Source organism: Chromobacterium sp., from assembly GCF_041912965.1.
Lineage (GTDB): Bacteria > Pseudomonadota > Gammaproteobacteria > Burkholderiales > Chromobacteriaceae > Chromobacterium > Chromobacterium aquaticum.
Genome location: NZ_JAYSGF010000046.1, coordinates 1 through 26,033, shown reverse-complemented (window position 1 = coordinate 26,033; position 26,033 = coordinate 1). Strand labels below are relative to the sequence as shown.

Here is a 26,033-nt window from a genome sequence, read left to right as displayed (position 1 = left end):
TTGCACGCCCGGGCGCCCTGGTTGTGTTGCGCGGGGGCGGGGGGGCCCCCGGCCGCCACCGCCGTCGCGCATGCGGATGTGCCGCATCCGGCCGAGCGCGCCCAGCCGGATGCGCCGGCCGCGCCGCGTGAAATGCCGGCCGAGCGTCTGGCCGATAAAATCGCCGCGATACTGGCGCCGGCGCAGCCTCCCAAGCAGGTGGTGTTCATCGAATCCAATGTGGTCAATTACCAGAGCCTGGTGGCGCAGGTGCCCGCCGGCATGGAGGTGGTGGTGCTGGACGCCGGCAAGGATGGCCTGAGCCAGATCGCCGAGTGGGCCAAAACCCACCATGGCTACGCCGCCATTCACATCATCTCCCATGGTCAGAGCGCGGACCTGATGCTGGGCAGCAATGAGCTGACCACGACCAAGCTGGACAGCCGCCAGGCGGACCTGAAAACCATAGGCCAATCCTTGCGGCCGGACGGCGACATCCTGCTCTACGGCTGCGACATCGCCGCCGGCAGCAGCGGCGCGGCCTTTGTCAGCGCGCTGTCCCGCTATACCCATGCCGACGTGGCCGCGTCCACCGATGCCACCGGCGCGGCGAAGCTGGGCGGAGACTGGACGCTGGAACGCAGCAGCGGCCATATCGACGTGGATGCCTTGCATTTCAGCTACGACGCCCTGTTGGCGCGGCCGGTGACGGGCACCACCGATTTCAGCACCTCGGATGGCAACACCTATAACCCCTCCGGTAGTACGGTGAACGCCGGCAACCTGCAAGGCTGGGATTTTTCGCTGCAACTGGGCTCCACCAATAACGGCGGTCAGACCATCATTGTCGAAAAGGCCGGCGCGGTGACCACGGAAACGGTGGACGGCTATAGCGATGGCACCATTCCCATCTCTTATTTCAGCGTCAAGTCCAACGACAGCAGCCGCTTCACGCTGAACTCCATCGGCGTGGTGCTGAATGGCTACGATTCCGCTACCTCCGGCGGCAATCTGCAATTGGTCGGCTATATCAACGGCGTGGCGGTCAGCGGCGCGACGCTGACGCTGAACGTGGGCGATGTGCTGCAAGGCAGCGGCTCGTTGGTGACTTTCAATGTGTCCGGCAATAGCGCCTTCCAGGGCATCGATTCCTTCCGGGTGCTGGCCGCCAGCGGCCACAATGTGACCGGCATGATAGGCATAGGCGCCATCAACGCCATCAATTTCGGCTTCGCGCCGACGTTGACCGCCAGCGGCGGTTCCAGCGCCTATAGCAGCGGCACCGGTACCGCGGTGACGGTGGACGGCGGCATCACCCTGACCGACTCCGACAGCACGACCCAGGCCAGCGCCACGGTGTCCATCACCGGCAATTTCCGCAGCGGCGAGGACGTGCTGGCCTTCACCAACAACGGCAGCACCATGGGCAATATCGTCGCCAGCTACAACAGCGGCACCGGGGTGCTGACGCTGACCTCCAGCGGCGCCACGGCGACATTGGCGCAATGGCAGGCGGCGCTGCGCGCGGTTACCTATTCCGACAGCTCGCTGACGCCGAATACCGGCAACCGCACCATCAGCTTCGCCATCAACGACGGCGCGATCAACAGCAGCGCGGTGACCAAGACGGTGACGGTGGCGGCGGACGCCGCGCCGGTGATAGGCAACCTCAACGGCGACAGTTCCACCTTCACCGAGAAGGGCGGCGCGGTGAAGCTGGATACCGGCACCGCGGCCACGGTGACGGATAGCGACACCCCCAATTTCAGCGGCGGCAATCTGACCGTGCACATCTCCGCCAATGGCCAGAGCAGCCAGGATGTGCTGGGCGTGGACACCAGCGGCACGGTGACCTTGTCCAGCGGCACCAGCGTGGGCAGCGTGGTGACGGTGGGCGGCGTGTCCATCGGCGTGATCGCCAGCAATGGCGACGGCGTCGGCGGCCATGACCTGATCGTCAACTTCAACAGCAACGCCACTGCGGCCCGGGTGAGCACCCTGGTGGCGGCGCTGACCTATAGCAATAGCAGCAACGATCCGAATACTTCCACTCGCACCGTCAATGTCAGCGTCAACGATGGCCGCGGCGGTACCGGCAGCAGCAATGTGACGGTGGCGGTGGCGGCGGTGAACGACGCGCCCACCACCAGCGCCACCGCCAGCAACCCGACTTTCGCGATGGGCGGCTCCGCGGTAACGGTGTTCAGCGGCGCCAGCGTCAGCGCGATCGAATCCAGCCAGAGCATCATTCTGCTGACGCTGACGGTGTCCGGCCTGCATGACGGCAGCAGCGAAATCCTGTCCATAGACGGCAGCAATGTGGCGCTGAGCAATGGCAACTCGGTCACCACCAGCGGCAACGGCCTGAGCGTGACCGTATCGCTCAGCGGCGGCACCGCCACGGTCTCCATCAGCAGCAGCGGCATCTCCGGCAGCACCGCGGCCAGCGTGATCAACGGCATCAGCTACCGCGACAGCAATGGCAGCCCCACCGCCGGCAACCGCGTGGTGACGCTGACCAGCGTCAAGGACAACGGCGGCACCAGCAATGGCGGCGTCGACACCACCACGCTGGCCTTGGCTTCCACCGTCAATGTCGCCGTGGTGCCGGTGGTGACCCCCAGCGGCGGCAGCGCAGCCTTCACCTCCGGCGACAATACCGCCTCCACTCCTGTGGCGGTGGATGGCGGTCTCACCGTCACCGACAGCGCCAGCCCGACCCTGGTCAGCGCCACCGTGTCCATCACCGGCAACTTCCAGAGCGGCGAAGACGTGTTGGCCTTCACCAATAACGGCAGCACCATGGGCAATATCGTCGCCAGCTACAATAGCGGCACCGGGGTGCTGACGCTGACCTCCAGCGGCGGCAGCGCCACGCTGGCGCAATGGCAGGCGGCGCTGCGCGCGGTGACCTATACCGACAGCGCCATCACCCCCAATACCGCCACCCGCACCGTCAGCTTCCAGGTCAATGATGGCAGCGCCAGCAGCAGCGTCGTCACCCGCGCGGTGACGGTGACCGCCACCGACCAGACCCCGATCGCCGGCGCCAGCGGCGGCAGCGCGGCCTTCACCGCCGGCGACAACACCACCTCCACTCCAGTGGCGGTGGACCCCGGCCTCACCGTCAGCGATCTGGACAACACCACGCTGGCCAGCGCCCGGGTGTCCATCAGCGGCAACTTCCAGAGCGGCGAGGACGTGCTGGCCTTCAGCAATACCAATAGCAGTCTCTATGGCAACATCGTGGCCAGCTACAACAGCGGCACCGGGGTGTTGACGCTGACCTCCAGCGGCGCGACGGCGACGCTGCCGCAATGGCAGGCGGCCTTGCGCGCCATCACCTACACCGACAGCGCGGTCACGCCCAATAGCGCCACCCGCACCATCAGTTTCAGCGTCAACGACGGCAGCAAGGACAGCGCGGCGGTCACGCGCACGGTGACGGTGACGGCCACGGATCAAACGCCTATCGCCACCACCAGCGGTGGCAGCGCCGCCTTCACCGCCGGCGACAACACCACGTCCACTCCGGTGGCGGTGGATGCCGGCATCTCGGTCAGCGATCTGGACAACACCACGCTGGCCAGCGCCAGGGTGTCCATCAGCGGCAATTTCCAGAGCGGCCAGGATGTGCTGGCCTTCAGCAATACCAATAGCACCACCTTCGGCAACATCAGCGCCAGCTACAACAGCGGCACCGGGGTGCTGACGCTGACTTCCAGCGGCGGCACGGCGACGCTGGCGCAATGGCAGGCGGCGCTGCGCGCGGTGACCTACACCGACAGCGCGGTCACGCCCAATACCGCTACCCGCACCATCAGCTTCAGCGTCAACGACGGCAGCAAGGACAGCGCGACGGTAACACGCACGGTGACGGTGACGGCCACGGATCAAACGCCTATCGCCACCACCACCGGCAGCGCCGGCGCCTATGTGGTGGGCGGCGCCGCCACGCCGGTGGACGGCGGCCTGACCGTGTCGGATCTGGACAACACCACCTTGGCCAGCGCCACGGTGTCCATCTCCGGCAATTTCCACAGCGGCGAGGACGTGCTGGCCTTCAGCAATACCAATAGCACCACCTTCGGCAACATCAGCGCCAGCTACAACAGCGGCACCGGGGTGCTGACGCTGACGTCCAGCGGCGCGACGGCTACGCTGGCGCAATGGCAGGCGGCGCTGCGCGCGGTCACTTACATCGATACCGCCGGCTCGCCCAACACCGCCACCCGCACCGTCAGCTTCACCGTCAACGACGGGACCAAGAACAGCGCCGCGGTCACCCGCAATATCGACATGCAGCTGATGCCGCCCAGCGTCTCCGGCCTGACCAGCGGCACCGACACCGGCAGCAGCCATAGCGACGGCGTCACCAGCAACGCCACGCCCACCGTCACCGGTACCGCGATCGCCAACAGCACGGTCCGGATCTACGTGGACGGCGTACTGATCGACAGCGTGACCGCCGACGGCAGCGGAGCATGGAGTTATAGCTTTGTGTCCAGCCTGAGTTCCGGCGCGCACGCCATCACCGCCGTGGTCAGCAGCGGCGGCGTCAGTAGCGGCCAGTCCGGCGCTTTCAATGTGGTGATAGACAATAGCGCGCCCGCGGCGCCGTCTGGCGTGGCCTTGAGCACGGCGACGGATACCGGCAGCAACCACGGCGACGGCATTACCAGCAATAATCAGCCGACGGTTACCGGCACGGCGGAAGCCAATAGCACGGTAACGGTATACGTGGACGGCACGGCGGTGGGCACGGCGACCGCGGACGGCAGCGGCGCGTGGAGCTACAACATCACCTCCCCCTTGAGCGACGGCAATCACAGTATCCGCACCACGGCGACCGACCTGGCCGGCAACGCCAGCGGCCAGTCCACGGCTTACAGCATCACCGTGGATACCAGTGCGCCCAGCGCACCCAGCGGCGTTGGCCTCAGCAGCGCCACCGATACCGGCTCCAGCCACAGTGACGGCGTCACCGGCAACAATCAGCCGACGATTACCGGCACGGCTGAAGCCAATAGCACGGTGACGGTGTATGTGGATGGTACGGCGGTGGGCACCACCACCGCGGATGGCAGTGGCGCCTGGAGCTACAACATCACCACGGCCCTGAGCGATGGCAACCACAGCCTGCGCGCGACGGCGACGGATGCGGCCGGCAATGTCAGCGGCCAATCCAGCTCGCGCAGCATCACAGTGGATACCAGCGCACCTGCCGCGCCGGGCGGCGTCGGTCTGAGCAGCGCCACCGATACCGGTTCCAGCCATAGCGACGGCGTCACCGGCAACAATCAGCCGACGATTACCGGCACGGCTGAAGCCAATAGCACGGTGACGGTGTATGTGGATGGTACGGCGGTGGGCACCACCACCGCGGATGGCAGTGGCGCCTGGAGCTACAACATCACCACGGCCCTGAGCGATGGCAACCACAGCCTGCGCGCGACGGCGACGGATGCGGCCGGCAATGTCAGCGGCCAATCCAGCTCGCGCAGCATCACCGTGGATACCAGCGCGCCTGCCGCGCCGGGCGGCGTCGGCCTCAGCAGCGCCACCGATACCGGTTCCAGCCATAGCGACGGCATCACCGGCAACAATCAGCCGACGATCACCGGCACGGCGGAGGCCGGCAGCACGGTGACGGTATACGTGGATGGCGTGGCGGTGGGCACGGCGACGGCGGATGGCAGCGGAGTGTGGAGCTATAACCTGAGCAGCCCGCTGGCGGACGGCAACCACAGCCTGCGCGCGACGACGACGGATGCGGCTGGCAATCTCAGCGCACAGTCCACGGCTGTCAACGTGACCGTGGATACCCAGCCGCCGACGGTGCAGTCTTTCACTCGTCTGGACCCGGCCAATACCTCGGCCAGCAGCGTGCGTTACGAGCTGGTGTTGGGCAAGCCGATCACCGGCTTGAGCGCCAGTGATCTGAGCCTGATTACCAGCGGCAGCGCGAAAGGCAGCATCGGCAGCATCGTACGGATCAGCGACAGTCATTATGTTGTGCAACTGCTTGGTCTTAGCGGCAGCGGCAGCGTGGCCTTGGCGTTGAAGGCCGGCGCCGCGGCGGATCTGGCCGGCAACGTGACCCAGCAGCAAACGGTGGCGCCAGCGTATCAGCTTAGCGCTCAAGTGGTGGTTGTGATGCCGCCAGTGGCGGATCCCGTGCCGGCGGCGCCATCCAGCGCATCGGTAATCAATGTCGGCCCCATCACGCCCAATATCGTGTTGGCGGCGGTGAGCAATATCGGCCGCTCCGGTGGCGTCGGCAGCCTGATGCCGGCGATGCTGAGCGGGCCGCAGACGGCGATTCCCCTCCAGATCCAGTTTGGCCAGGACCGCTTCACGTCGACACCGACCGAGGCGTTTGGCCGCGGCAATGCCGGCCTGCCCTTCGTGTCCAGCCTGAGCGGCAGCGCCGGCGCGGCGCTGCAAGTGATGCCGGATCTGGGCGTGCGGCCGTTGCAGGCCGGGCAAAGCTTCAATTTCAGCCTGCCACCGGGCACGGTGATCACTCGCAACGCCGACGCGCAACTGAATATCCAGGTACGCCAGAGCAATGGCCAGCCTTTGCCGGCCTGGCTGAAGTTCGACCCGCAAACCGGCCGCTTCAGCGGCACGCCGCCGGCCGGCTGGAGCCAATCGCTGTCCTTGGAAGTGACGGTCAGCGACCAGAACGGCCATCGTGGCGTCACGCATATGCAGTTGAAATCCGGTGGCGGCCAGCAGGCTGCCGCCGCGGCGGAAGACAAAGTGGCGGCATCCGGCAAGCCGGCCTTGCATGAGCAGTTCCGCCAGCACGGCAAGCCGGCCTTCGACGAGCAAGTGGCTGAATGGCTGCAGCCGGCGGACGTGGCTTGAGGCGCCGGCGGCGAGAGCGCGGACAGATCAACAACAAGTAATCCAAGTATCAGACTCAGGGGACACTATGACTCGACAATTCAAAGGGAGCGCATCCCGGGCTTATCCGGTGTTGGCGGCGCTGACCGCGCTGGCCTTGACCGGCTGCGCGGTGACGCCCACGCCGATGAGCCTGGGCGATCGCCAGGCGACGCTGGCGGCTGACCGCCAGGCCATGTTCGGTAGCCAGGAGCCGCTGGCCGGGCCGGTGACCTTGCAGGAGGCGATGGCGCGCGCGCTGAAGTACAACCTGGATTACCGGGTCAAATTGATGGAAGAGGCGATGGCGCAGCGCCAGCTGGACTTGTCCAGCCTGGACATGCTGCCCAAGCTGGCGCTGGCCGCCGGCTACACCGCGCGCAACAAGGACAACGCCTCCTCGTCGCAGAACGTCGCCACCGGCGAGCAATCGCTGGTGCCGTCCATCTCCTCGGAGAAGCGCAGCCGCACCGCCGACCTCAATCTGAGCTGGAACGTCTTGGATTTCGGCGTCAGCTATTACACCGCGCAACAGCAGTCCGACCGCATGCTGATTTTGCAGCAGCGCAAGCGCAAGGTGGCGCAGCAACTGATGCAGCAAGTGCGTGAAGCCTGGTGGCAGGCGGTGGGCGCGCAACAGCTGGAAAGCCGCATCGATGCGCTGCTGGCTGAAACCAACCGCGCATTGGAAGACGCGCGCCAGGTGGAAAAGCAGAAACTGCGCGCGCCACTGGAAGCGCTGAACTACCGCCGCCAACTGCTGGACGTGATCCGTCAGATGGGCATGATCCGCAATGCGCTGGCCCAGGCCAAGCCCAAGCTGGCGGCCATCATGAATGTGCAGCCGGGCACCGATTTCAAGGTGGCGGTGCCGCAGGGCCTGCCTTCGCCGGCGCTGGGACTGAAGCTGGGCCAGATGGAGGAAATGGCCTTGCTGAATCGGCCGGAGCTGAACGAGGCGCGTTACAACGAACGCATCAGCGTCACCGAAACCCGCAAGGCCATCGCCAAGCTGCTGCCGGGCCTGGAGTTCAGCATTGGCCAGAACTACGACAGCAATAAATTCCTGGTCAACAACTCCTGGAGCGACGCCGGTCTGCGCGTCAGCTGGAACCTGCTCAATCTGTTCAGCGCCGGCCCCATCACCAAGGCCGCCGACGCTCAGCTGCAAGTGGCCAAGGCCCAGCGCATGGCCTTGAACATGGCGGTGCTGACCCAGGTACACGTGGCTTACCTGGACCTGCAGGGCCGCTCGCGCCAGTTCGCGCTGGAGCAGGAACTCAACGACGTGGAGCAGCGTATCTACGTGCAGAACCGCAACGCAACCGATAGCGGCGTGCAAGGCCGCCTGCCGGCTATCCTGGCCGACGCCAACGCGGTGTTCTCCACGCTGCGGCTGTATCAGAGCTATGGCGATCTGCAGAACGCCTATGGCCAGATGGGCTCCAGCCTGGGCCTGGATCCGCTGCCGGAAAGCACCGCCAGCTATGAACTGCCGGCCTTGGCCGCCGCCTTCAAGGGCGCGGAAACGCGTTGGCAGGGGCAGGTGGCGGGGAGCAAGCCATGAGGTTGACGGTACTTAGGGCCGCGGCCTGCCTGCTGGCGGCCAGTTGCGCCCAGGCGGCGACGCCGCCGGCCAAGCCCAAGCCGCTGGCCGCGCCGGTGACCAATGCCAGCGACGGCCGCATCCGCGTGCAATTGATGGCGCGCAACGCCGTCACCCTGTCCGGCGAAGTGGCCGCCAAGATCGCGGCGCTGCCGGTGCCGGAAGGTGGCAGCTTCAGCAAGGGCCAGCCGCTGGTGCAGTTCGATTGCGGCAGCTACCGCGCCCAGCTGCGCAAATCCCAGGCCTCACTGGAGGCCGCCAGCCAGTTGCTCAAGGTGAACAATCAACTGGCCAAGCTCAATTCCGCCGGCGCGCTGGATGTGGCCCAGGCTCAGGGCAAGGCCAAGGAAGCCGCCGCCGATGCCAGCTATATGCAGACCATAGTGGGCAAATGCGTGATCAGCGCGCCGTTCAACGGCCGCGTGGCGCGCCGCGTCGCCGCCGTGCATCAATACGTCAGCCCGGGCAACCCGGTGCTGGACATCGTCGATTCCGGCGCGCTGGAACTGCGCATGCTGGTGCCGTCCAAATGGTTGGCCACGCTCAAGCCCGGCAGCAAGTTCACCGTGGCGGTGGATGAGCTGGGCGCCAGCTTTCCGGCCAAGATCGAGCGCCTGGGCGCGCAAATCGACCCGGTCAGCCAGTCCATCCTCGCGGTGGGCGTCATCGAAGGCAAGGGCGCCAGCCTGCTGCCGGGGATGAGCGGCTGGGCCAGCTTCAAGTAGGCGGTGCATGGGGCACGCCGATAGAAGCCGGGAACTGGCCGGCCTGCTGCAGTTGCTGCACCGCGCGCGCGATGCCGTCAGCGCCGAGCAGCTGGGTTTCATCATCGTCAACGAGAGCCAGCAATTGCTGCCCTACCGCCAGGCGGCGGTATGGCGCGAAGGTCTGCACCGCCACGTGGCGGCGCTGTCCGGCCTGGCCGAACTCGATCCCACCGCGCCGTACATGCAATGGCTGTCCCGCGTGTTCCGTCATCTGGCGGAGCCGGGCGCGACGGACGCGGAGCAGACCAGCCGGCTGATCGTCGCCGATGATCTGCCGGCGGCGCTGGCCGAGGAGTGGGCGTCCTGGCTGCCGGCCCATGCGCTGTGGCTGCGCCTGGGCGAACAGGGCGCCTGCCTGCTGGCGCGCGAACTGCCGTGGAGCGATTACGAACGCAAGCTGGCGGAAGAACTGGCGCACGGCTACGGCCATGCGCTGCTGCGCTTCGCGCCGCGCCGCGACTGGCGCGAGCTGGCGCGGCAATGGCTGCGGCCCGGCCGCAAGCAGCGCCGGCTGCTCATCGCCGCGCTGTTGCTGGCCTGCATGCCGATACGCCTCAGCGTGCTGGCGCGCGGCGAGGTCGCGCCGCAGGACCCGGTGCTGCTGCGCGCGCCGCTCAGCGGCGTCATTGATCGCATCCAGGTGCAGCCCAATCAGCGCGTCAAGGCCGGCGATGCCTTGTTCGACCTGGACGCCACCTCGCTGGCCGGCCAGTTCGCGATGGCCGCGCGCGAACGCGACGCCGCGCAGGAAAGCTTCCGCGCCAGCGCCCAATTGGCGGTCACCGACGACAAGGGCAAGCTGGCGATGGCGCAGGACCGCGCCAAGCTGGAAGAAAAAAGCATCGCCGCCGAATACACCGGCCTGGAACTGCAACGGTTGCACGTCACCGCGCCCAATGCCGGCGTGGTGGTGTTCTCCGACCGCAACGACTGGCAGGGCAAGGCGGTGACGGTGGGGGAAAGGGTGATGACGCTGGCCGATCCCGCCCACGTGGAACTGGCCGCCTGGCTGCCGGCGGCGGAAGCCATCGATGTGGCGCCCGGCGGCAAGATCACCCTCTACCCCAATGCATCGCCCACCGAATCCTACGACGCGGAAATCATCCGCGTCGCCTACAAGGCGGAAGCGGTAGAGGGCGGCCTGCTCGCCTACCGGCTGCAAGCCCGCTTCGTCGGCGGCGACAAGCCGCGGCTGGGCCAGATGGGTACCGCCCGCGTCTACGGCGACTGGGTGCCGCTGATCTATTACGCGCTGCGCCGGCCGCTGACCGCGGCGCGGCAATGGCTGGGGTGGTGAGCATGAAGCCCTCCATCTTGCCCGCATTGCGTCAGGAACTGACGCTGCATCCCGGCCCGGTGCAAGCCGATGGCGCGCCCAGCTGGACCTTGCACGATCCCTGCGCCAACCGCTTCTACCAACTGGGCTGGGCCAGTTTCGAAATCCTGTTGCGCTGGCAGCTGGGCAGCGCCGAGGCGGTGCTGCAGGCGGTCAATGCGGACACCACGCTGCAACTGGGCGCGGACGATATCGACGCCGTGCTGCTGTTCCTGTCCCGTCATCAACTGCTGCAAGCCGCCAGCGCCGAGCAGAGCGCTTGGCTGTGGCAGCTGCGCGAGGGGAGCCGGCCTAGCCATGCGATGTGGCTGCTGAAGAACTATCTGTTCTTCCGGGTGCCGCTGCTGCGGCCGGAGGCCTTGCTTAATCGCCTGCTGCCGTGGACCGGCTGGCTGTTCCAGCCGCGCTTCTGGTTGGCGATGGGCGGGGTGCTGCTGCTGGCGCTGGCGTTGGTGTCGCGGCGCTGGGACGAATTCACCCACACTTTCTCCGCCTACGGCGGCCTCAGCGCCGCCATCGGCATCGGCCTGTCGCTGAGCCTGGCCAAGATATTGCATGAAATGGGCCATGCGCTGACCGCGCGCCATTTCGGCTGCCGGGTACCGGCCATGGGCGTGGCCTTCCTGGTGATGATGCCGGTGCTCTATACCGACACCAATGACGCCTGGAAGCTCAATAGCCGGCGCCAGCGCTTGCTGATAGGTGGTGCCGGCATGCTGGCGGAGCTGGTGTTGGCGGCCTGGGCCACGCTGTTGTGGAGCTTTCTGCCGGACGGCCCCCTGCGCGCCGGCGTGTTCCTGCTGGCCACCACTACCTGGCTGGCCACGCTGGCGGTCAATGCCAGTCCCTTCATGCGCTTTGACGGCTACTTCCTGCTGGCCGACTACCTGGGCCTGCCCAATCTGCACAACCGCGCCTTCGCGCTGGCGCGCTGGCGGCTGCGCAAAGCGCTGCTGGGCTTGGACGACCCGGTGCCGGAACATTTCCCCGAGGCGCGGCGGCGCGGCTTGATCCTGTTCGCCTGGGCCACCTGGCTGTACCGGCTGGTCTTGTTCCTGTCCATCGCCTTTCTGGTCTACCACCTGTTCTTCAAGGCGCTGGGCCTGCTGCTGTTGGCGGTGGAGCTGGGCTGGTTCATCGCCCGTCCCATCGTCGGTGAACTGATGGTGTGGTGGCAGCGCCGCGCCGATCTGCGCTGGTGCCGGCAAAGCCGCCGTAGCGCGGCGGCATTGCTGATCCTGAGCTTGGCGCTGATCCTGCCATGGCAGCGGGAAGTGGCCAGCCCGGCGGTGCTGGGCGCCTTGCAATCGCAAGGCCTGTACGCGCCGGCGGCCGGCGAGGTGGCTGAAACCCTGGTGCGCGATGGCCAAAGCGTCAAGGCCGGCCAGGTGCTGGCGCGGCTGCATTCCTCGTCGCTGGAGGCGCAATTGGCGCTGGCCAGCGTCCGCGAGCGCGACCTGGCCTGGCAGACCGCGCAGCAGCCGTTCGATCCGGAACTGCAGCAGCGCGGCCCGGCCTTGCGCAAGCAATGGCAGGTGGCGCAGGAACAAGTGGCCACGTTGCGCCAGCAGATGGCGCGCCTGACGTTGACGGCGCCGTTCGCCGGCCGCGCGGTGGATGTCAGCGACGCGCTGCGCGCCGGCACCGCGGTGGCCGAAGGCGAGCGCCTGTTGGACGTGGTGGGGCCTGATGGCGTCAAGGGCGAAGCGTTTATCGACGAAGCCGCGCTGTCCGGCCTCAAGCCAGGCCATGTCGCCCGCTTCGTCGCCGATGGCGGTGAATTCCTCGGGGTGGAGTGCCGCTTGGGGCAGATCGACCGGCTCAATCTGCCGCTACTGGACCAGCCTTTGCTGGCGTCCACCTATGGCGGGCCGATACCCACCGAGCAGCGCGAGCATGGCCTGGTGCCCTTGGCCGCCACTTTCCGCGTGCGGCTGGAACAATGCGAGCGCCGCGGCGCGCCGTTGCGGGAATTGGCCGGCGTGGCGCGTTTGCAGGGGGAGCGCTACAGTTTGCTGGAGCGAGGGTTGCGTCAGCTGCTGGCGGTTTTCCGCCGGGAGGGCGGGTTGTAAGAACCTGTTCAAAGTCTGCTGCGCTTCGGCGATACGGCGTTGAAAACAGCTTCGAAATGCTCATGTACCGCTTGTACATTCCGCTTTCTCAGCTGTTTTCGCCTTGTCTCGCTCTTGCTCGCGAGACTTTGAACAGGTTGCAAGAAGCTGTGTACGATCTGCTGCGCGTCGGCGGAATAGTTAGACAAGGGCGTTGAAACCCGCTTCGAAATGCTCATGTACCGCTTGTACATTCCGCTTTCTCAGCCGCAACGTCTTGTCTCGCCCTGGCTCGCGAGATGGTAAACATGTTTCAAGACCGAGTTTCGCCTGATTCGCAAGACCATGCGCGCGTTGGCGCGTAGAACGACAAGGGCGCGCCGCCGGCGCGCCTTGCAACAGGTTTTGGAAAGGAGCCGTTCACCATGTCCGCATTCTTGAATACCTCGGCGCTGGCCGACGGGTTGCGTCTGCGCCCGGCGCACCACAATGACGAAGCCTTCATCGGCCAGCTCTACCGCAGCGCGCGCCCCGATCTGCAACTGATCGATGGTGAAGACGAATTGATACGCACGGTGCAGGAGCAGCAATATCAGGTGCTGCAGCGCGGCGCCGGCGATAACTACCCGGACGCGATGCACTTTGTCATCGAGAAGACCGGTACCAATATCGGCGTGGTGATGGTGGATTTCGGTCACAACGAGGTGCGCATCATCTTCCTGGCCATGGCGCCGGAGGTGCGCGGCCTGGGTTATGGCAAGGAGGTGCTGATGGGGCTGCAGCAGGCTGCCTGGCAAGTGCGCGCGCCGCTGGCGGTGGTGGTGTGGCACAGCAATGTGCAGGCGCGGCGGCTTTACCACCAGCTGGGTTTTGTGCTGGAAGAAGCCGGCGACATGGCCGACAAGCTGGTGTGGCGTCCGGAGCGCCATTCGCCGCAGGGCGAGGCGCGGGTGGGCTTGTAATATTTTTGCCGGGCGCGCCGCCCGGCCGGAGTCTTTTCCTTTTTATCCGTCCGCCGGCCGCCCATGGGCTGTCGGCAGTCCGGCTCAATTGAACGGCAGCTGGAAATACGCCCGCGCCGGATCACGTCCTGCCGGAATCACCCGGCCTATCCACACCAGATCCAGCCGTATCGCCGTGCTGTGCTCGGTGGCCGGCAGCTCCAGTTGTCCCACCGCGTCGGCCATGTCGGTGGCGCCATCGCTGGCCAGCTCCACCACGAAAGGGGTGCGCCGCGCGCTCTGGTGGGGTGATTGCGCCTGCGGACGCAGTTTGACCGCCTGCACCTGCAGCGCGATGTCGGGATGTTCCGGATTGCGGAAAATGCAGTGTTTGCCAAGCAGGTGCATGAAGTCTTCGGCTTGAACGGTGGCGAGCATGTGGATTCCCCTTATGGAGTGCGGCCGCCGTCCATCTGCGATGGCGGCGGCCGGAGACGGCGCTAAGCCGCGTATTTTGATTATGGACGAACCGGGTACAGACCGTTGATGGCGATGCAGAAGTTCAGCGCCAGGAAGGGGTTGAGCACGCTGACCGGAGTGTTGCCGCCGGTCAAGTCAGTATTGCCGGTGGCGGACAGGCCTTGCACCGACACCGGGTTGTTCAGAGCGGTGGACCAGATGGTGGCCAGGCCAGTACCGGCGCCGGATGCGCCCAGATAGGGGTTGCTGGCGCTGGGCGCGCTGGCCGGCGTGGCCGGCGTCGGCGTGCCGGCGGCGTGGAAGGTCACCGCCATGGAGGTAGCGGTGTGGGAGTGCGCCGGCAGGTTGGCCACGGAAAGCGCCACGTTCTGGGTGCCGCCGAACTGGCCGGGATTGTAGGCCGGCAAGTTGTAAGTGGGTTGGGCGGGACCGGTGCCGATGGGCATGCGACCGGTCAGATTGGGCAGCTTGAAGTTTTGCGAGGGCGTGCCGCCGTAGAGCGTGCCCAGCAGCGAGTACAGTGCTTCGTATTGCGAGATCTGATAAGTCTGGCCCTGGCAAAGCGCCCAGTCCTGCGGCGCGTAGTTGAAGCCGTAGACCGTGATGGTGCCCATGTATGCGTCCATAGTTCCTCCTTGAGATTGGTCCGCCGGATGTTGGCCGGACGAGTAAAACGGAATGAAGTCATTGTCAGAGGCAGGGGGCCGCGGCATGCCCGCGCGCCGCGCGGCCACGGAGACTGCGGCAGCAAGGAGCGGGCCGTGGCGGCGCGGTTTTCACCGCGCTTGCCCTAGGTGTAGTTCAGTGGACGTTTAATGCAATACGCATTAGTACTGGTTCTACTTTTCCATTTTTCCTGCTATGGCCGCCGCGAAGCGGTGGCGTGAAAACCATTCTGCATGTTTGGCGCGGCCGTGTTTAGTGAATGTGTTTAATAGATTGCGGCGGTTTGGCGCGCTGCCTAAGATGGCCGGCATGCCTGTATTGATCGCTCTGTTATGCGGCATCGCCTTGTGCGCCGCGCTGCCGGACTTGCCGGACCCGGCCGGCTGCGTTGGGCTGGCGGTGGGCGCGGCGGCATTGGCGACCTGCCTGCCGCGGCGGCTGCGTCCTTGGGCCGCGCTGGTTCCGGCTTTGCTGCTAGGGCTGGCTTACGCTGCCTGGCGCGCGGAGCTGCGGCTGGTCCAGCAATTGCCGGAAGCCTGGCAGCAGCGGCCGGTGGTGTTTATCGGCGCGGTGCGTGGCTTGCCCTACGCCGGCGAATACGGCACCCGACTGCAGATGGAGGTGGAGCGCACGCTGACGGATGGAGTCAATCTGCCGCAAACCGTGCAGCTGACCGATTACCGTCAGCGGACGTGGCCCTCCGGCAGCCGCTGGCGGGTGGAGGCGCGCTTCAAGCGCAGCCGCGGCACCGTCAATGCCTTTGGTTTCGATGTCGAGCAATGGCAGTGGTCGGAAGGCGTGCAGGCCAATGGCGTGCTAGGCCAGGGCGAGCTCCGCCTGGATGACAGCGTCGCCGCGCTGGCCTGGGTGGACCGCGCGCGCGCGGCGCTGGTGGCGCGCATCGAGCGGGTATTGGGCGACAGCCGGGAGGCGGCGCTGATTGCGGCATTGACGGTGGGCGCGCAGCAGCGGGTGGCGCGCGAGGATTGGCAGCTATTTTCCGCCACCGGCCTGACCCATTTGATCTCGATCTCCGGCCTGCACATCACCATGCTGGCCGGTCTGAGCGCGGCGGCGCTGTCCTGGCTGCTGCGGCGCTGGCCGCCGCGCCGGCTGCCGCCCAGGTTGGCGGTGGCCGGGGGCGCGTTCATGGCGGCGGCCGCGTATGCGCTGCTGGCCGGTTTTTCGGTGCCCACCCAGCGCACCTTGTTCATGTTGGGCGTCGGCTTGGGCGCGCTATGCCTGCGGCGCGGCCTGTCGCCGTTCCGCATCTGGTGGCTGGCGCTGGCTGTGGTCTTGGTGATGGATCCTTTCTGTGTGCTGGCGCCGGGACTCTGGCTGTCCTTCGGCCTGGTGGCTGCCCTGATGGCCAGCGCGATCGCCCGCCGCCGCGCGCCGGGCAAGTGGCGTGCGGCGCTGGCCGGCCAGTGGGCGGCCGGAGTATGCACGCTGGCGCCGCTGGTGTGGTGGTTTGGCGGCGTGCCGCTGGTGTCGCCGCTGGCCAATGCGCTGGGGATTCCCTATGTATCGCTGCTGCTGACGCCGCTGGCGCTGGGCGCGGTGCTGCTGCCGCTGGAGTGGCCGCTGCACCTGGCGGCGTGGCTGGTGCGCGGTTTCTACTTGGGAGTGGAGTGGCTGGCGCAGGCGCCGGGCTTGGCGGTGGCGGGGTCGCCGTTGCCGGTGTTCTTGCTGGCGCTGTGGGGCTCGCTGTGGCTGATCGCGCCGCGCGGGGTGCCTGGCCGCGGCTTGGCGGCGCTGATGCTATTGCCGATGCTGGTCTACCAGCCGCCTCCGCCGGTGGCGGGCGCATTCCGTGCCACCATGCTGGATGTGGGGCAGGGGCTGGCGGTGTTGGTGCAGACCCGGAGCCGCACGCTGTTGTTCGACACCGGCTGGGGCGGTGTGGACCGGGTGTTGCTGCCGCAACTGCGTGGGCTGGGGGTGCGACGCCTGGACCTGCTGATGCTGTCGCATCGCCATAGCGACCATGATGGCGCGGCGGCGGAACTGGCGGCGGCCTTGCCGCCGGGAAGGGTGCTGGCCGGCCAGCCGGAGTCCTTGCCGGAGCTGGGGCTGAGCGGCGAAGGATGCCGGCCCGGCCAGAGTTGGGTATGGGACGGCGTGCGCTTCGATGTGCTGGGCCCGCCGGATACGGCGCCGGCGAATGACGAGAATGCGCGCAGCTGTATCTTGCGGGTGGCCGGCCCGCGGCATGCGCTGCTGTTGAGCGGCGATGCGCCGGAAACAGTGGAGCGCGCGCTGGCCGCGCAGCCGGGCCTGCGCTTGCGCAGCACGGTGCTGGCGGCCGGCCACCATGGCAGCCGCACCGCCACCGGCGTGGCCTGGCTGGCCGCGGCGCAGCCGGAGGTGGTCTTGATCAGCGCCGGCTACCTGAACCGCTACCGTCATCCGCATCCTTCGGTATTGAACCGCTTGCGCGAGGCCGGCATCGCGGCGCTGCGCACCGATCAGGATGGCGCGCTGACGCTGGAGTTTGGCGACGGGGTGGAGTGGAGCTGTCTGCGCGACAGCCAGCGGCGCTATTGGCGCGCGCGCGGCGCTTGCGGGGAGCCGCCCTGACGCGGTTTCAACGCTGGCTGTTGACGCGGGCTTCAACGATGTTGCCGCACCCCTGGTAATAGAGGCCGTCGAAAGACAGTTTGCGCGCGATCAGGATGCCGCGGCCGTGGCTGGACATCAGCGAGGCCGGTTCGGCATTTTGATAACGTTCCCAGTCGAAGCCCGCGCCCATGTCGCTGATGGTGAAGCGCATATGATCCGGTTCGCGGCTGAAATCGACACGAACCTGGCGCTGGCCGCGCTCCGGGTCCTGCATGCGGCGTGTCAGTTCGGCCTCCCATTGTCCTTCTGCGATGAAATGGCTTTTTTCATCGAAGCTGATGTCGAGATTGCCATGCTCGATGGCGTTGACCAAGAGTTCGAACAGCCCGGTGGCCACCCGCTCCGGCTGGGCGCAGGTCTTGGCGAGCAGGGCGGTGACGGTCTGGGCCTCCTTGTGGCTGCGGAAGGAGAAGCTGGCCTGGTTCAAATGGCGCAAGGCGTCGACATGCAGATTGGCCAATTCGCGGAAATGGGCGTAGCGGTCCCAGTGGCCGATGGCGGCTTCTACGATGGCCAGCAGCATATCGCGGGAGAATGGCTTGGTCAGGTAGTAAAAGGCGCCGGCGGCCAGGCCCTCCTGCACGCTGGAGGCCGCGCCCATCGCGGTTTGCATGATGACGGGCAGGAACTCCAGCCGCGGCTCGCCCTTGATGCGCTTGAGCACGTCGAAGCCGCTGATGCCCGGCATCATTTTATCCAGCAGCACGGTGGAGAAGGTTTCGCCTTCGCGCTGCAAGATGTCCAGCGCGGTTTCGCCGTCCTCCGCCAATGTGACCTCATAGCCGGCGTCTTGCAGCAGCTCGGCCATCAGCTCCAGGTTGAAGGGTTCGTCGTCAACGAGCAGTAGTTTGTGGGGCATGGTTGTTACCCTCCGTGGCGCCGGCCGGGCTGACGCGCGGAATGATGAAGGTGAACAGCGCGCCGCGGCTTGGCAGATTGCTGGCGAAGATGCGGCCGTGGTGGGCGGTGATGATCTCGCGGCAAATGGCCAGGCCCAGACCGGTGCCGCCGGCGCCGGTCTTGGTGCTGCTGCTCTGGATGAATTTGTCGAAAATGGTTTCCAATTCCGTTTCCGGCACGCCGGGGCCGGCGTCTTCCACGGTGACGATCACGTTTTCCCGCTCCGCGTCCTGGCGCAGCGCGGCATTGACGTGGATCTCCCCGCCGTGAGGGCTGAACTTGATGGCGTTGGACAGCAGATTGCGCATCACTTGGCCGATGCGGAAGGGGTCGATGTCGGAGCCCAGCTTGTCCGGGGTGCAATTCAGGTAGATGTGGACATCGTTGAGCGCGGCCAGCGGTGTCATCTCGTCGCAGATGTCGCGCAGGCATTGGCACAGATTGTTGTGGCCTATGGTGTATTCCATGCGTCCCACTTCCATCTTGGCCAGGTCGAGCAGGTCGTTGAGCAGGGTCAGCAGCCGGTTGCCGCTGCTCTGGATGCGGCTGAAATACTGTTCCATCTTGTCGTCGTGCTGCCCGCGCGAGCGGGCTTGCCCCATTTCGGTGAAACCGAGAATGGCGTGCAGCGGCGTGCGCAGCTCGTGGGACATATTGGCCAGGAATTCGGTCTTGGCGCGGCTGGTTTCCTCCGCCAGCACCTTGGCGTGGCGCAGGGTTTCCTCCAGCGCGCGCTGGGCGGTGAAGTCCTGGTACAGCCAGATGGTGCCGAGCTTGGGCACCGAGGGATTGATGGCCTTGCCGTATAGCCGGCACCAGAACAATTTGCCGGTGCCGGTGCGCAGCCGCTGCTCGGTCTGCACCACCTTGCCGTCGTTGAGCAGGCTGTACAAGGCCTTGCCGGTGCGTTCCCATTGCTCCGGGGATTCAAAGAACGGCAGCGTGCTGTGGCCCAGGATCTCGGTTTCCCTGTGCTCGAACAGGTCGAGGAAGGCGCGGTTCACCTGGAGCAGATGGCGGTCCACGATATAGGCCATCGCCATCGGGCTGGCGTCCAGCAACGCGGACAACTGGCGGCTTTGCACCTCCACTTGTTCGGCCAGGCTGTTTTTCAGTTCGATCAGCGCGGCCTCCTGTTCCTTGCGGATGGAGATGTCGCGGCAGACCACCACGTAGAACCAGTCGTCCGGCAAAGTCACTCGGCTCAGCGATAGCTCCACTGGCAGCAGATGCTCGTCGCTACGGCGCAGATTGGCCTCGAACGGACGGCCTTCATGTTCTTGGGCGATGTGTTCGAAGCTGCGCGCCGGATCGCGGTCGTGCAACTCGTCCAGCAGCTTGCCTATCGGCAACTGGCGCATCATGTCCGCCGACTGGCCGATCAAGCGCGCCGCCGCCGGGTTGAGCTGCAGCACCAGGCCGCGGTGGTCGATCAGGATGATGGCGTCGGAACTGGCCTGCAGGATCGCGCGCTGGCGCGCCTCGCTTTGCGCCAGCGCCTGCTCCGACATCACCCGGTCGTTGATTTGTTCGCGCAAAGTGCGCGTGTTCAGTTCCAGTTGCTGCTGGCTGCGCTTGAGCTGGTCCTGCATCCGCTTCCGGGATAGCGCCTGGCGTTGTTGCAGCCAGAACAGCGCCAGCAGAAAGCCGGCGGTGGTGGCTAGCACCGCCCAGTGGGTCAGCCGTAGTCGCGGCTCCAGATTGTCCTGCGGGTACGTACCGAACAGCAGTTCGTTGCCACCTAGATTGTGGCGGATGGTATACAGCGGTGGCGCGGACGGCAGCGGCTGAGTGGGCTGTGAGTCCAGCAGCGGGGAGTCCGGCTGCTCCTGGGCCCAGGCGACGATGCGCACATGGCGCAGCGGGCTGGAGGTGCCGGGTTCACGCTGGCTGTCCTGGATCAGCTTGTCCTTGCGCAGGTTCAGCAGCAACAGGGTATTGTCGTCGTTCAGGCGCGCAACGATGTCCAGCCGGCTGCCGTTGCTGCCGGGCAAGGCCGTTGGCATCAGCACCGGCTGGGTGCTGTGGCGCGCCAGGTCCATCTTGCGGCGGGCATTGCCTATGCCGCCCAGGTCCAGGCCCTGCGGCAGCGCATTGCTGTCGTCCGGCAGATAGCTGGATACCGGGTAATACAGCGGGCGGCGCGGACTGGGTGTCAGGTGACGGTCCTGCAATACGCGTATGCTGTTGGCGATGCGATTTTCAAAGGCTTCGCGCTGTTCCGGGCGCACGTATTCGACGATGCCCAGGCCGCCGAACGGGGTGTCGTCGCGTATCGTGCCGCGCGCCAACTCGGCCAGCGCCCGCGGCTGCGGGCTGTTGGCCAGGCTTTGCGCCAGCAGGGCGGAGTGGTCCAGCAACGCTTGCAGCCGCACCCGCAACAGTTCGGCGCTCAGTTCGCCCCAGTAATGCTGGCGGTCGATGAGCTCGGCGCGCTCATCGTTGAGCAACAGCCAGTACTCGGCCGATAACAGGCAGATGCTGAGCAGGCCGCTGGCCATCAGCGAACTGAGACGGTTCAAGGAGGGGCACCCCGGCGCGCGCAGGCCGCGCCTGGCTGCGGAGCGGCTTGGCTAGGTCCGGCGCCCATTGTGCGCCAGCTCCTGATACAGGGCTTCGAATTCGCGCGACAGTTTATGGCGTGGATCCAGGTATACCATGGGAAGCGCCGCATCATGTGACTCCCGGATTTTCACGGAGGAAGACAGCGGGGACGACAACACCGGCAGGCCTTCCTGCTTCAGTTCCTCCACCAGCCGTGTCGGCAGGCTGGCGCGGGCCTGGAACTGATTGACCACGATGCCCTCGATGAACAGATCGGGGTTGTGATCGGCGCGGATTTCTTCGGCGTTTATTTTCAGGTTATAGAGCGCCTGGCGGGAAAAGGCATCGCAGTCGAATGGGATCAGGCAGCGGTCGGCGGCGATCAGAGCCGAACGGGTGAAGAAATTCAGCGCCGGCGGAGTGTCGATCCAGATCTCGTCGAACTGCTCGCTCACGCTGTCCAGCGCCTCCTTGAGCTTGAACATCTTGTAGCGGGCTTCCAGCTTGCCCATCAGCTCGGAGAGCTCCGGATGCGAGGCCAGCAGGCTGAGGCCGGCCAGTGGCGTGGCGCGGATGAAATCCGCCGGCTCCTTGCTGAACATGGAAATGCTCAGCATCTGCTCGAACAGCCCGGCCAGCGATGGCGCGTCGCCGGTGGCCGCGGCGCCCAGCAGGTAATGGCTGGCGTTGCCCTGAGGGTCCAGATCGACCAGCAGCACCCGCTTGCCCTGCTTGGCGGCGACGGCGGCCAGGTTGACGGTAATGGTGGACTTGCCCACCCCACCTTTTTGATTGAAGACCACTCGTCGGATCGCTTGCATGGGTGCTCCAGGCATGGGCCGGTTGGGCGGCGCGGCCGCTAGGCAGAGGGCTTGCGTTCGCGCGCGGCAAGGATCAAGCCGCGCGCGGGGCGGGCCGGATTTGGAACGGATTCACGATCCGCGGGCGTCTTGTCTCGCCTTGGCTCGCGAAATCGTGAACACGTTCTCAGAATCCGGGTTCGCCCTTGCATACCAGCAGCATCTGTTGATAGCTGGCCGAATTTTGCACTACCGGCATAGGTTTTATCTGGTTGTCATTATAGGTGAAACTGGCGATCTGGCGGCCGTTCTCGTCGAACAGCACCATGTCCAGCAGGCGGAAGGTGCGTTGCGAACAGTCAATCTGCCAGCTATTGATCGACACCTTGTGGCGCGGCGTGGACAAGAAGTTTTCCTTCTTCAGATTGAAGATGGTCTTGCGGTCGCGAAAGCTGACCAACTGTCCCTGCTTGCGAACCGACAGCTTGTCCAGCTCGTTCAGGATATTGCCGTTGGGGGAGACCCCGAGGTTTTGCCAATCGGCGTTTGCCGGGCTGGCCCCGGATGTCGTCGGCTTGCCGACCGGCGCCGGGCTGGGCGCCTTGCTCGGCGCGCTGGCGCAGGCGCTGATTAGAACCGTTGCCAACAGTACTGGCCAAATTTTACGCATTGATGCCTCCACGAAATCGCCGTCAGTGTCGCACAGCCGGCGGAGCGCTCCAAGCCTGATGCGTCGAACCGGCCGGCGTGGGCGTCGGGAGGTTGGCATGAGGGCCTTCGACACCGATGGCAAGCAAAAAATCCATAATGCCGTATAAATATTTTTTGCCTAAATATCGCAAAAAATAAATGCAAAAAAAGGAACTTCGCCAGTGTCCCACAGGTCCATGGTAGTGCGAGAGCATTTTTCCTCTTCGTTTCACATTGTCTCCATCCAACTTTATGGCCGCTGCACTCCAGCGGCCCTTTTTTTGCCCATTTCACCCCAGGTGGGACGCTGCCGGCCACTTGCCGTACAATAAGCCCCTTCACGCAAGATGATGGCTTATGCAGGACGCGCTCTCCCTACTCAATCAAATCTTCGGCTACCCCGAATTCCGTGGGCAGCAAGGGGAGATTGTCGACCACGTCGCCCACGGTGGCCACGCACTGGTGCTGATGCCCACCGGCGGCGGCAAAAGCCTTTGCTTTCAGATTCCGGCGCTGATGCGCCCCGGCGTCGCCATCGTGGTGTCGCCGCTGATCGCGCTGATGCAAGACCAGGTAGCCACCCTGGTGGAGCAGGGCGTGGCCGCTGCCTGCCTTAATTCCGCCACCCAATTGGACGAGGCGCGCGATATCGCGCGCCAGGCGCGCGCTGGCACGCTCGATCTGCTTTACGTGGCGCCGGAGCGCTTGCTGACACCGCGTTTCCTCGAATTCATGTCGCAGCTGAACATCAGCCTGTTCGCCATCGACGAAGCCCATTGCGTCAGCCACTGGGGTCATGACTTCCGCCCGGAATACCAGCAGCTGGGGTTGCTGGCCGAGCGTTTTCCGCTGGTGCCGCGCATCGCGCTGACCGCCACCGCCGACGAACAGACCCGCGCCGACATTCTTCATTACCTGAAGCTGCAAGACGCGCGCGTCTTCCTGTCCAGCTTCGACCGGCCGAACCTGTTCTACCAAGTGGTGGAAAAGCACAACGCCAAGAAGCAGCTGCTCGACTTCATCCGCAACGAATATCCCGGCAGCGCCGGCATCGTTTACTGTCTGTCGCGCAAGCGCGTCGAAGACACCGCGCAATGGCTGTGCGACAACGGCATCCACGCCTTGCCCTACCACGCCGGTCTCAGCCACCAACAGCGCGATGCGAACCAGCGCGAATTCCTGCGCGATGAAGGCGTGGTCATGGTGGCCACCGTCGCCTTCGGCATGGGCATAGACAAGCCGGACGTGCGTTTCGTCGCCCACATCGACATGCCCAAGAGCCCGGAGAATTTCTATCAGGAATCCGGCCGCGCCGGCCGCGACGGCCTGCCCGCCGCCAGCTGGCTGTGCTACGGCCTCAACGACGTGGTGCAACTGCGGCAAATGATAGAAGGCGGCGAAATGGCCGAGCTGCAAAAGCAGGTGGAACTGGGTAAGCTCGACGCCATGCTGGCCTTCTGTGAGGCAGCCTCCTGCCGACGTCAGCATATCCTGGCGCATTTCGGCGAACAGAGCGGCCGCTGCGGCCATTGCGACAACTGTCTGCATCCGCCCATTACTTTCGATGCCACTGTGCCGGTGCAAAAGCTGCTGTCCTGCATCTACCGTGTGGAACAGCGTTTCTCCGCCGGCCACGTGATCGACGTGCTGCTGGGCCGCGCCAATCAAAGCGTCGGCCACTACGGCCACGACAAGCTGTCCACTTTCGGCATCGGCCGCGATTACAATCAGCGCGCCTGGCGCTCCATCATCCGCCAATTGGTGGCGCGCAAGCTGCTGCATGTCGACATTGCCCGCGGCCAGTCGCTGGTGCTCAGCGATGAGTGCCGCGCCGTGCTCAAAGGCCAGGAAAAAATCTACCTGCGGCCGCTGGCCGACGACAAGGCCGCGCGCAGCACCGCCAGCGCCGACCGCTGGCTGCGCACCGAGCGTGAAGAACGGCTGTGGCAGGCGCTGCGCGGCTGGCGCCGGCAGATGGCGGACGAGCACAATGTGCCGGCCTACGCGGTGTTCTCCGATCGTACCCTGCGCGACCTGGTGGAGAAGCACCCGACCTCTCGCGCCGGCCTGGCCAAGGTCTATGGCCTGGGCGAACTCAAGCTCGCGCGTTACGGCGAGGCGCTGCTCGAACTATTGAGCGCGGCGGCGGCCGAGGGCTGAACGGAAGCGCCGTTTTTGTTTCCGGTCCGGCGGATCAAATCCGCTACAATCGATGCGAATAATATTGATTGATCTGGAGCGATAGATGGCAGTAAACCTGGAAGCCCTGAGCGATGATGCTCTTCTCCCCATTCCCGGCCTGACGCTGAGCGTCGCCGCCGCCGGCATCAAGAAAGCCGAGCGCAACGATGTGCTGGTCATCCGCCTGGACAAAGGCAATACCGTAGCCGGCGTGTTTACTCAAAACCGCTTTTGCGCCGCCCCGGTGCAGATTTGTAAAAAGCATCTCGATGCCGGCGTGCAGATCCGCGCGCTGGTGATCAACACCGGCAACGCCAATGCCGGCACTGGTGAGCAAGGGCGCCAGGACGCGCTGCAAGTTTGCCGGACACTGGCGGATGAATTGGGCTGCCAGGTAGAACAAATCCTGCCGTTCTCCACCGGCGTGATCCTGGAGCCGCTGCCAGTGGACAAGATCGCCGCCGCGCTGCCGCGTCGGCAAGACACCGGCTGGGCCGATGCCGCCCGCGCGATCATGACCACCGATACCGCGCCCAAGGCGGTCAGCGCTCGCCTGACATTGGATGGTCACCCTGTTAGCATCACCGGCATCTCCAAGGGCGCCGGCATGATTCATCCTAATATGGCCACCATGCTGGGCTTCATCGCCACCGACGCCGCCGTGACCCGTCCGGTGCTACGCCAATTGGTCAAGGAAGTGGCCGATGTCTCCTTTAACTGCATTTCGGTGGATGGCGACACCTCCACCAACGACAGCTTTATTTTGATGTCCACCGGCCAGAGCGGCGGGCCGCTGATCGACTCGACGCAGCATGCCGGCTATGCCTTGTTGAAGGCGGAACTGATCAAGGTCGCCACCCGTTTGGCGCAGGCCATCGTCCGTGATGGCGAAGGCGCCACCAAATTCATCACCGTCAAGGTCGAAGGCGGCCGCTCGTTTGAAGAATGCAAGGATGTCGCCTATGCCATCGCACGCTCCCCACTGGTGAAAACCGCTTTCTTCGCCTCCGATCCCAATCTGGGACGTCTGCTGTGCGCGATCGGCTATGCCGGCGTGCAGGACCTGGATGTCGATCGCCTGGAGCTGTATCTGGACGAGGTGCTGGTGGCGACAAACGGCGGGCGCAACCCTCTATATAGAGAAGAAGATGGTCAGCGGGTGATGGCCCAGCCGGAAATTACCGTCAGAGTCGACTTGGGTCGAGGCGCGGCGGAAGCCACGGTGTGGACCTGCGACTTCTCCTATGACTATGTAAAGATCAATGCGGATTACCGCAGCTGAGCAAGGCGTTTGAGCCGGTTTGGCATCGCCGCACGCCAGAATGCAGGCCCCCGCTTCAGAAAAAGCCCCGTGAATCGGGGCTTTTTCGCATCCAGTAGCGTTGCCTCTGCATGGGTTTGCCGGAGCGCCGGAGAGAAGTTGTTCCGGCTCAGTATGACGGTTTCTTTACAAATCAAAAGCTTGCCGGCGCAGTTTGCGAAATGTCAGTCTTTTTTCAAAATAGGTGTTGACGGGTCTGGGGTGGTGACGTATAGTTCGCCTCCTCAGCAGACAACGCAGCGACGGAAACGAAACGCA

At 65.3% G+C, this 26,033-nt stretch carries 15 protein-coding genes; 9 read left to right on the top strand and 6 right to left on the bottom strand.

What is annotated here, in order from left to right; all coding sequences use genetic code 11:
* Positions 1 to 78 precede the first annotated feature (78 nt).
* The 6 genes from ACE3QM_RS19600 to ACE3QM_RS19575 all read left to right on the top strand — a co-directional run bounded on the left by ACE3QM_RS19600 (position 79) and on the right by ACE3QM_RS19575 (position 13,592).
* Positions 79 to 6,852, top strand: a complete 6,774-nt coding sequence (locus tag ACE3QM_RS19600) for an Ig-like domain-containing protein (protein ID WP_374424224.1) — start codon at positions 79 to 81, stop codon at positions 6,850 to 6,852.
* 67 nt (positions 6,853 to 6,919) lie between these two features.
* Positions 6,920 to 8,437, top strand: coding sequence for a TolC family protein (locus ACE3QM_RS19595; protein ID WP_231462384.1), 1,518 nt, complete (start codon positions 6,920 to 6,922; stop codon positions 8,435 to 8,437).
* A complete protein-coding gene (locus ACE3QM_RS19590; protein ID WP_374424221.1) occupies positions 8,434 to 9,201 on the top strand; it encodes an efflux RND transporter periplasmic adaptor subunit in 768 nt (255 codons plus the stop codon). The genes ACE3QM_RS19595 and ACE3QM_RS19590 overlap by 4 nt, the downstream gene beginning before the upstream one ends.
* Before the next feature lie 7 nt (positions 9,202 to 9,208).
* Positions 9,209 to 10,540: an efflux RND transporter periplasmic adaptor subunit gene (locus ACE3QM_RS19585; RefSeq protein WP_374424219.1), complete on the top strand. Its 1,332-nt coding sequence runs from the start codon at positions 9,209 to 9,211 to the stop codon at positions 10,538 to 10,540.
* Between the two features lie 2 nt (positions 10,541 to 10,542).
* Positions 10,543 to 12,651 carry an HlyD family efflux transporter periplasmic adaptor subunit gene (locus ACE3QM_RS19580; RefSeq protein WP_374424217.1) on the top strand — a complete coding sequence of 703 codons (2,109 nt, stop codon included), beginning with the start codon at positions 10,543 to 10,545 and terminating at the stop codon, positions 12,649 to 12,651.
* Between the two features lie 404 nt (positions 12,652 to 13,055).
* Positions 13,056 to 13,592 carry a GNAT family N-acetyltransferase gene (locus ACE3QM_RS19575; protein WP_374424215.1) on the top strand — a complete coding sequence of 179 codons (537 nt, stop codon included), beginning with the start codon at positions 13,056 to 13,058 and terminating at the stop codon, positions 13,590 to 13,592.
* Positions 13,593 to 13,676: 84 nt separating this feature from the next.
* Here ACE3QM_RS19575 and ACE3QM_RS19570 read toward each other — a convergent pair whose 3' ends face one another.
* A complete protein-coding gene (locus tag ACE3QM_RS19570) occupies positions 13,677 to 14,009 on the bottom strand; it encodes a hypothetical protein (RefSeq protein ID WP_048410397.1) in 333 nt (110 codons plus the stop codon).
* Positions 14,010 to 14,089: 80 nt separating this feature from the next.
* Positions 14,090 to 14,677: a phage tail protein gene (locus ACE3QM_RS19565; protein ID WP_048410398.1), complete on the bottom strand. Its 588-nt coding sequence runs from the start codon at positions 14,675 to 14,677 to the stop codon at positions 14,090 to 14,092.
* 349 nt (positions 14,678 to 15,026) lie between these two features.
* Here ACE3QM_RS19565 and ACE3QM_RS19560 point away from each other — a divergent pair, with 349 nt between their 5' ends.
* Positions 15,027 to 17,297 (top strand): DNA internalization-related competence protein ComEC/Rec2, encoded by a 2,271-nt coding sequence (locus tag ACE3QM_RS19560; protein ID WP_374424212.1) that lies wholly within the window; start codon positions 15,027 to 15,029, stop codon positions 17,295 to 17,297.
* Between the two features lie 7 nt (positions 17,298 to 17,304).
* Here the strand turns inward: ACE3QM_RS19560 and ACE3QM_RS19555 are convergent, their stop codons facing one another.
* The 4 genes from ACE3QM_RS19555 to ACE3QM_RS19540 all read right to left on the bottom strand — a co-directional run bounded on the left by ACE3QM_RS19555 (position 17,305) and on the right by ACE3QM_RS19540 (position 22,229).
* The gene (locus tag ACE3QM_RS19555) at positions 17,305 to 18,198 is read right to left on the bottom strand and encodes a response regulator (protein WP_048410399.1); all 894 of its coding nucleotides are present in this window, start codon (positions 18,196 to 18,198) and stop codon (positions 17,305 to 17,307) included.
* Entirely contained in the window at positions 18,173 to 20,761 is a 2,589-nt protein-coding gene (locus tag ACE3QM_RS19550; protein ID WP_048410400.1) for an ATP-binding protein, read from the bottom strand. The genes ACE3QM_RS19555 and ACE3QM_RS19550 overlap by 26 nt, the downstream gene beginning before the upstream one ends.
* A 51-nt stretch (positions 20,762 to 20,812) precedes the next feature.
* The gene (locus ACE3QM_RS19545; protein WP_048410406.1) at positions 20,813 to 21,595 is read right to left on the bottom strand and encodes a ParA family protein; all 783 of its coding nucleotides are present in this window, start codon (positions 21,593 to 21,595) and stop codon (positions 20,813 to 20,815) included.
* A gap of 175 nt (positions 21,596 to 21,770) precedes the next feature.
* A complete protein-coding gene (locus tag ACE3QM_RS19540; protein WP_374424209.1) occupies positions 21,771 to 22,229 on the bottom strand; it encodes a surface-adhesin E family protein in 459 nt (152 codons plus the stop codon).
* A gap of 401 nt (positions 22,230 to 22,630) precedes the next feature.
* On the opposite strand from ACE3QM_RS19540, the gene recQ reads away from it, so the two are divergent.
* The gene (recQ, locus tag ACE3QM_RS19535) at positions 22,631 to 24,433 is read left to right on the top strand and encodes a DNA helicase RecQ (protein ID WP_048410402.1); all 1,803 of its coding nucleotides are present in this window, start codon (positions 22,631 to 22,633) and stop codon (positions 24,431 to 24,433) included.
* Positions 24,434 to 24,518: 85 nt separating this feature from the next.
* Complete coding sequence (argJ, locus tag ACE3QM_RS19530; RefSeq protein ID WP_374424206.1) at positions 24,519 to 25,736, top strand: bifunctional glutamate N-acetyltransferase/amino-acid acetyltransferase ArgJ; 1,218 nt, start codon at positions 24,519 to 24,521, stop codon at positions 25,734 to 25,736.
* Positions 25,737 to 26,033 lie beyond the last annotated feature (297 nt).

What these genes read in the sequence shown, in the direction of transcription:
- ACE3QM_RS19595 (WP_231462384.1), top strand. Translation starts at nt 6,920, where the DNA reads ATGACTCGACAATTCAAAGGGAGCGCATCCCGGGCTTATCCGGTGTTG.
- ACE3QM_RS19590 (WP_374424221.1), top strand. Translation starts at nt 8,434, where the DNA reads ATGAGGTTGACGGTACTTAGGGCCGCGGCCTGCCTGCTGGCGGCCAGT.
- ACE3QM_RS19585 (WP_374424219.1), top strand. Translation starts at nt 9,209, where the DNA reads ATGGGGCACGCCGATAGAAGCCGGGAACTGGCCGGCCTGCTGCAGTTG.
- ACE3QM_RS19580 (WP_374424217.1), top strand. Translation starts at nt 10,543, where the DNA reads ATGAAGCCCTCCATCTTGCCCGCATTGCGTCAGGAACTGACGCTGCAT.
- ACE3QM_RS19575 (WP_374424215.1), top strand. Translation starts at nt 13,056, where the DNA reads ATGTCCGCATTCTTGAATACCTCGGCGCTGGCCGACGGGTTGCGTCTG.
- ACE3QM_RS19570 (WP_048410397.1), bottom strand. Translation starts at nt 14,009, where the DNA reads ATGCTCGCCACCGTTCAAGCCGAAGACTTCATGCACCTGCTTGGCAAA.
- ACE3QM_RS19565 (WP_048410398.1), bottom strand. Translation starts at nt 14,677, where the DNA reads ATGGACGCATACATGGGCACCATCACGGTCTACGGCTTCAACTACGCG.
- ACE3QM_RS19560 (WP_374424212.1), top strand. Translation starts at nt 15,027, where the DNA reads ATGCCTGTATTGATCGCTCTGTTATGCGGCATCGCCTTGTGCGCCGCG.
- ACE3QM_RS19555 (WP_048410399.1), bottom strand. Translation starts at nt 18,198, where the DNA reads ATGCCCCACAAACTACTGCTCGTTGACGACGAACCCTTCAACCTGGAG.
- recQ (WP_048410402.1), top strand. Translation starts at nt 22,631, where the DNA reads ATGCAGGACGCGCTCTCCCTACTCAATCAAATCTTCGGCTACCCCGAA.
- argJ (WP_374424206.1), top strand. Translation starts at nt 24,519, where the DNA reads ATGGCAGTAAACCTGGAAGCCCTGAGCGATGATGCTCTTCTCCCCATT.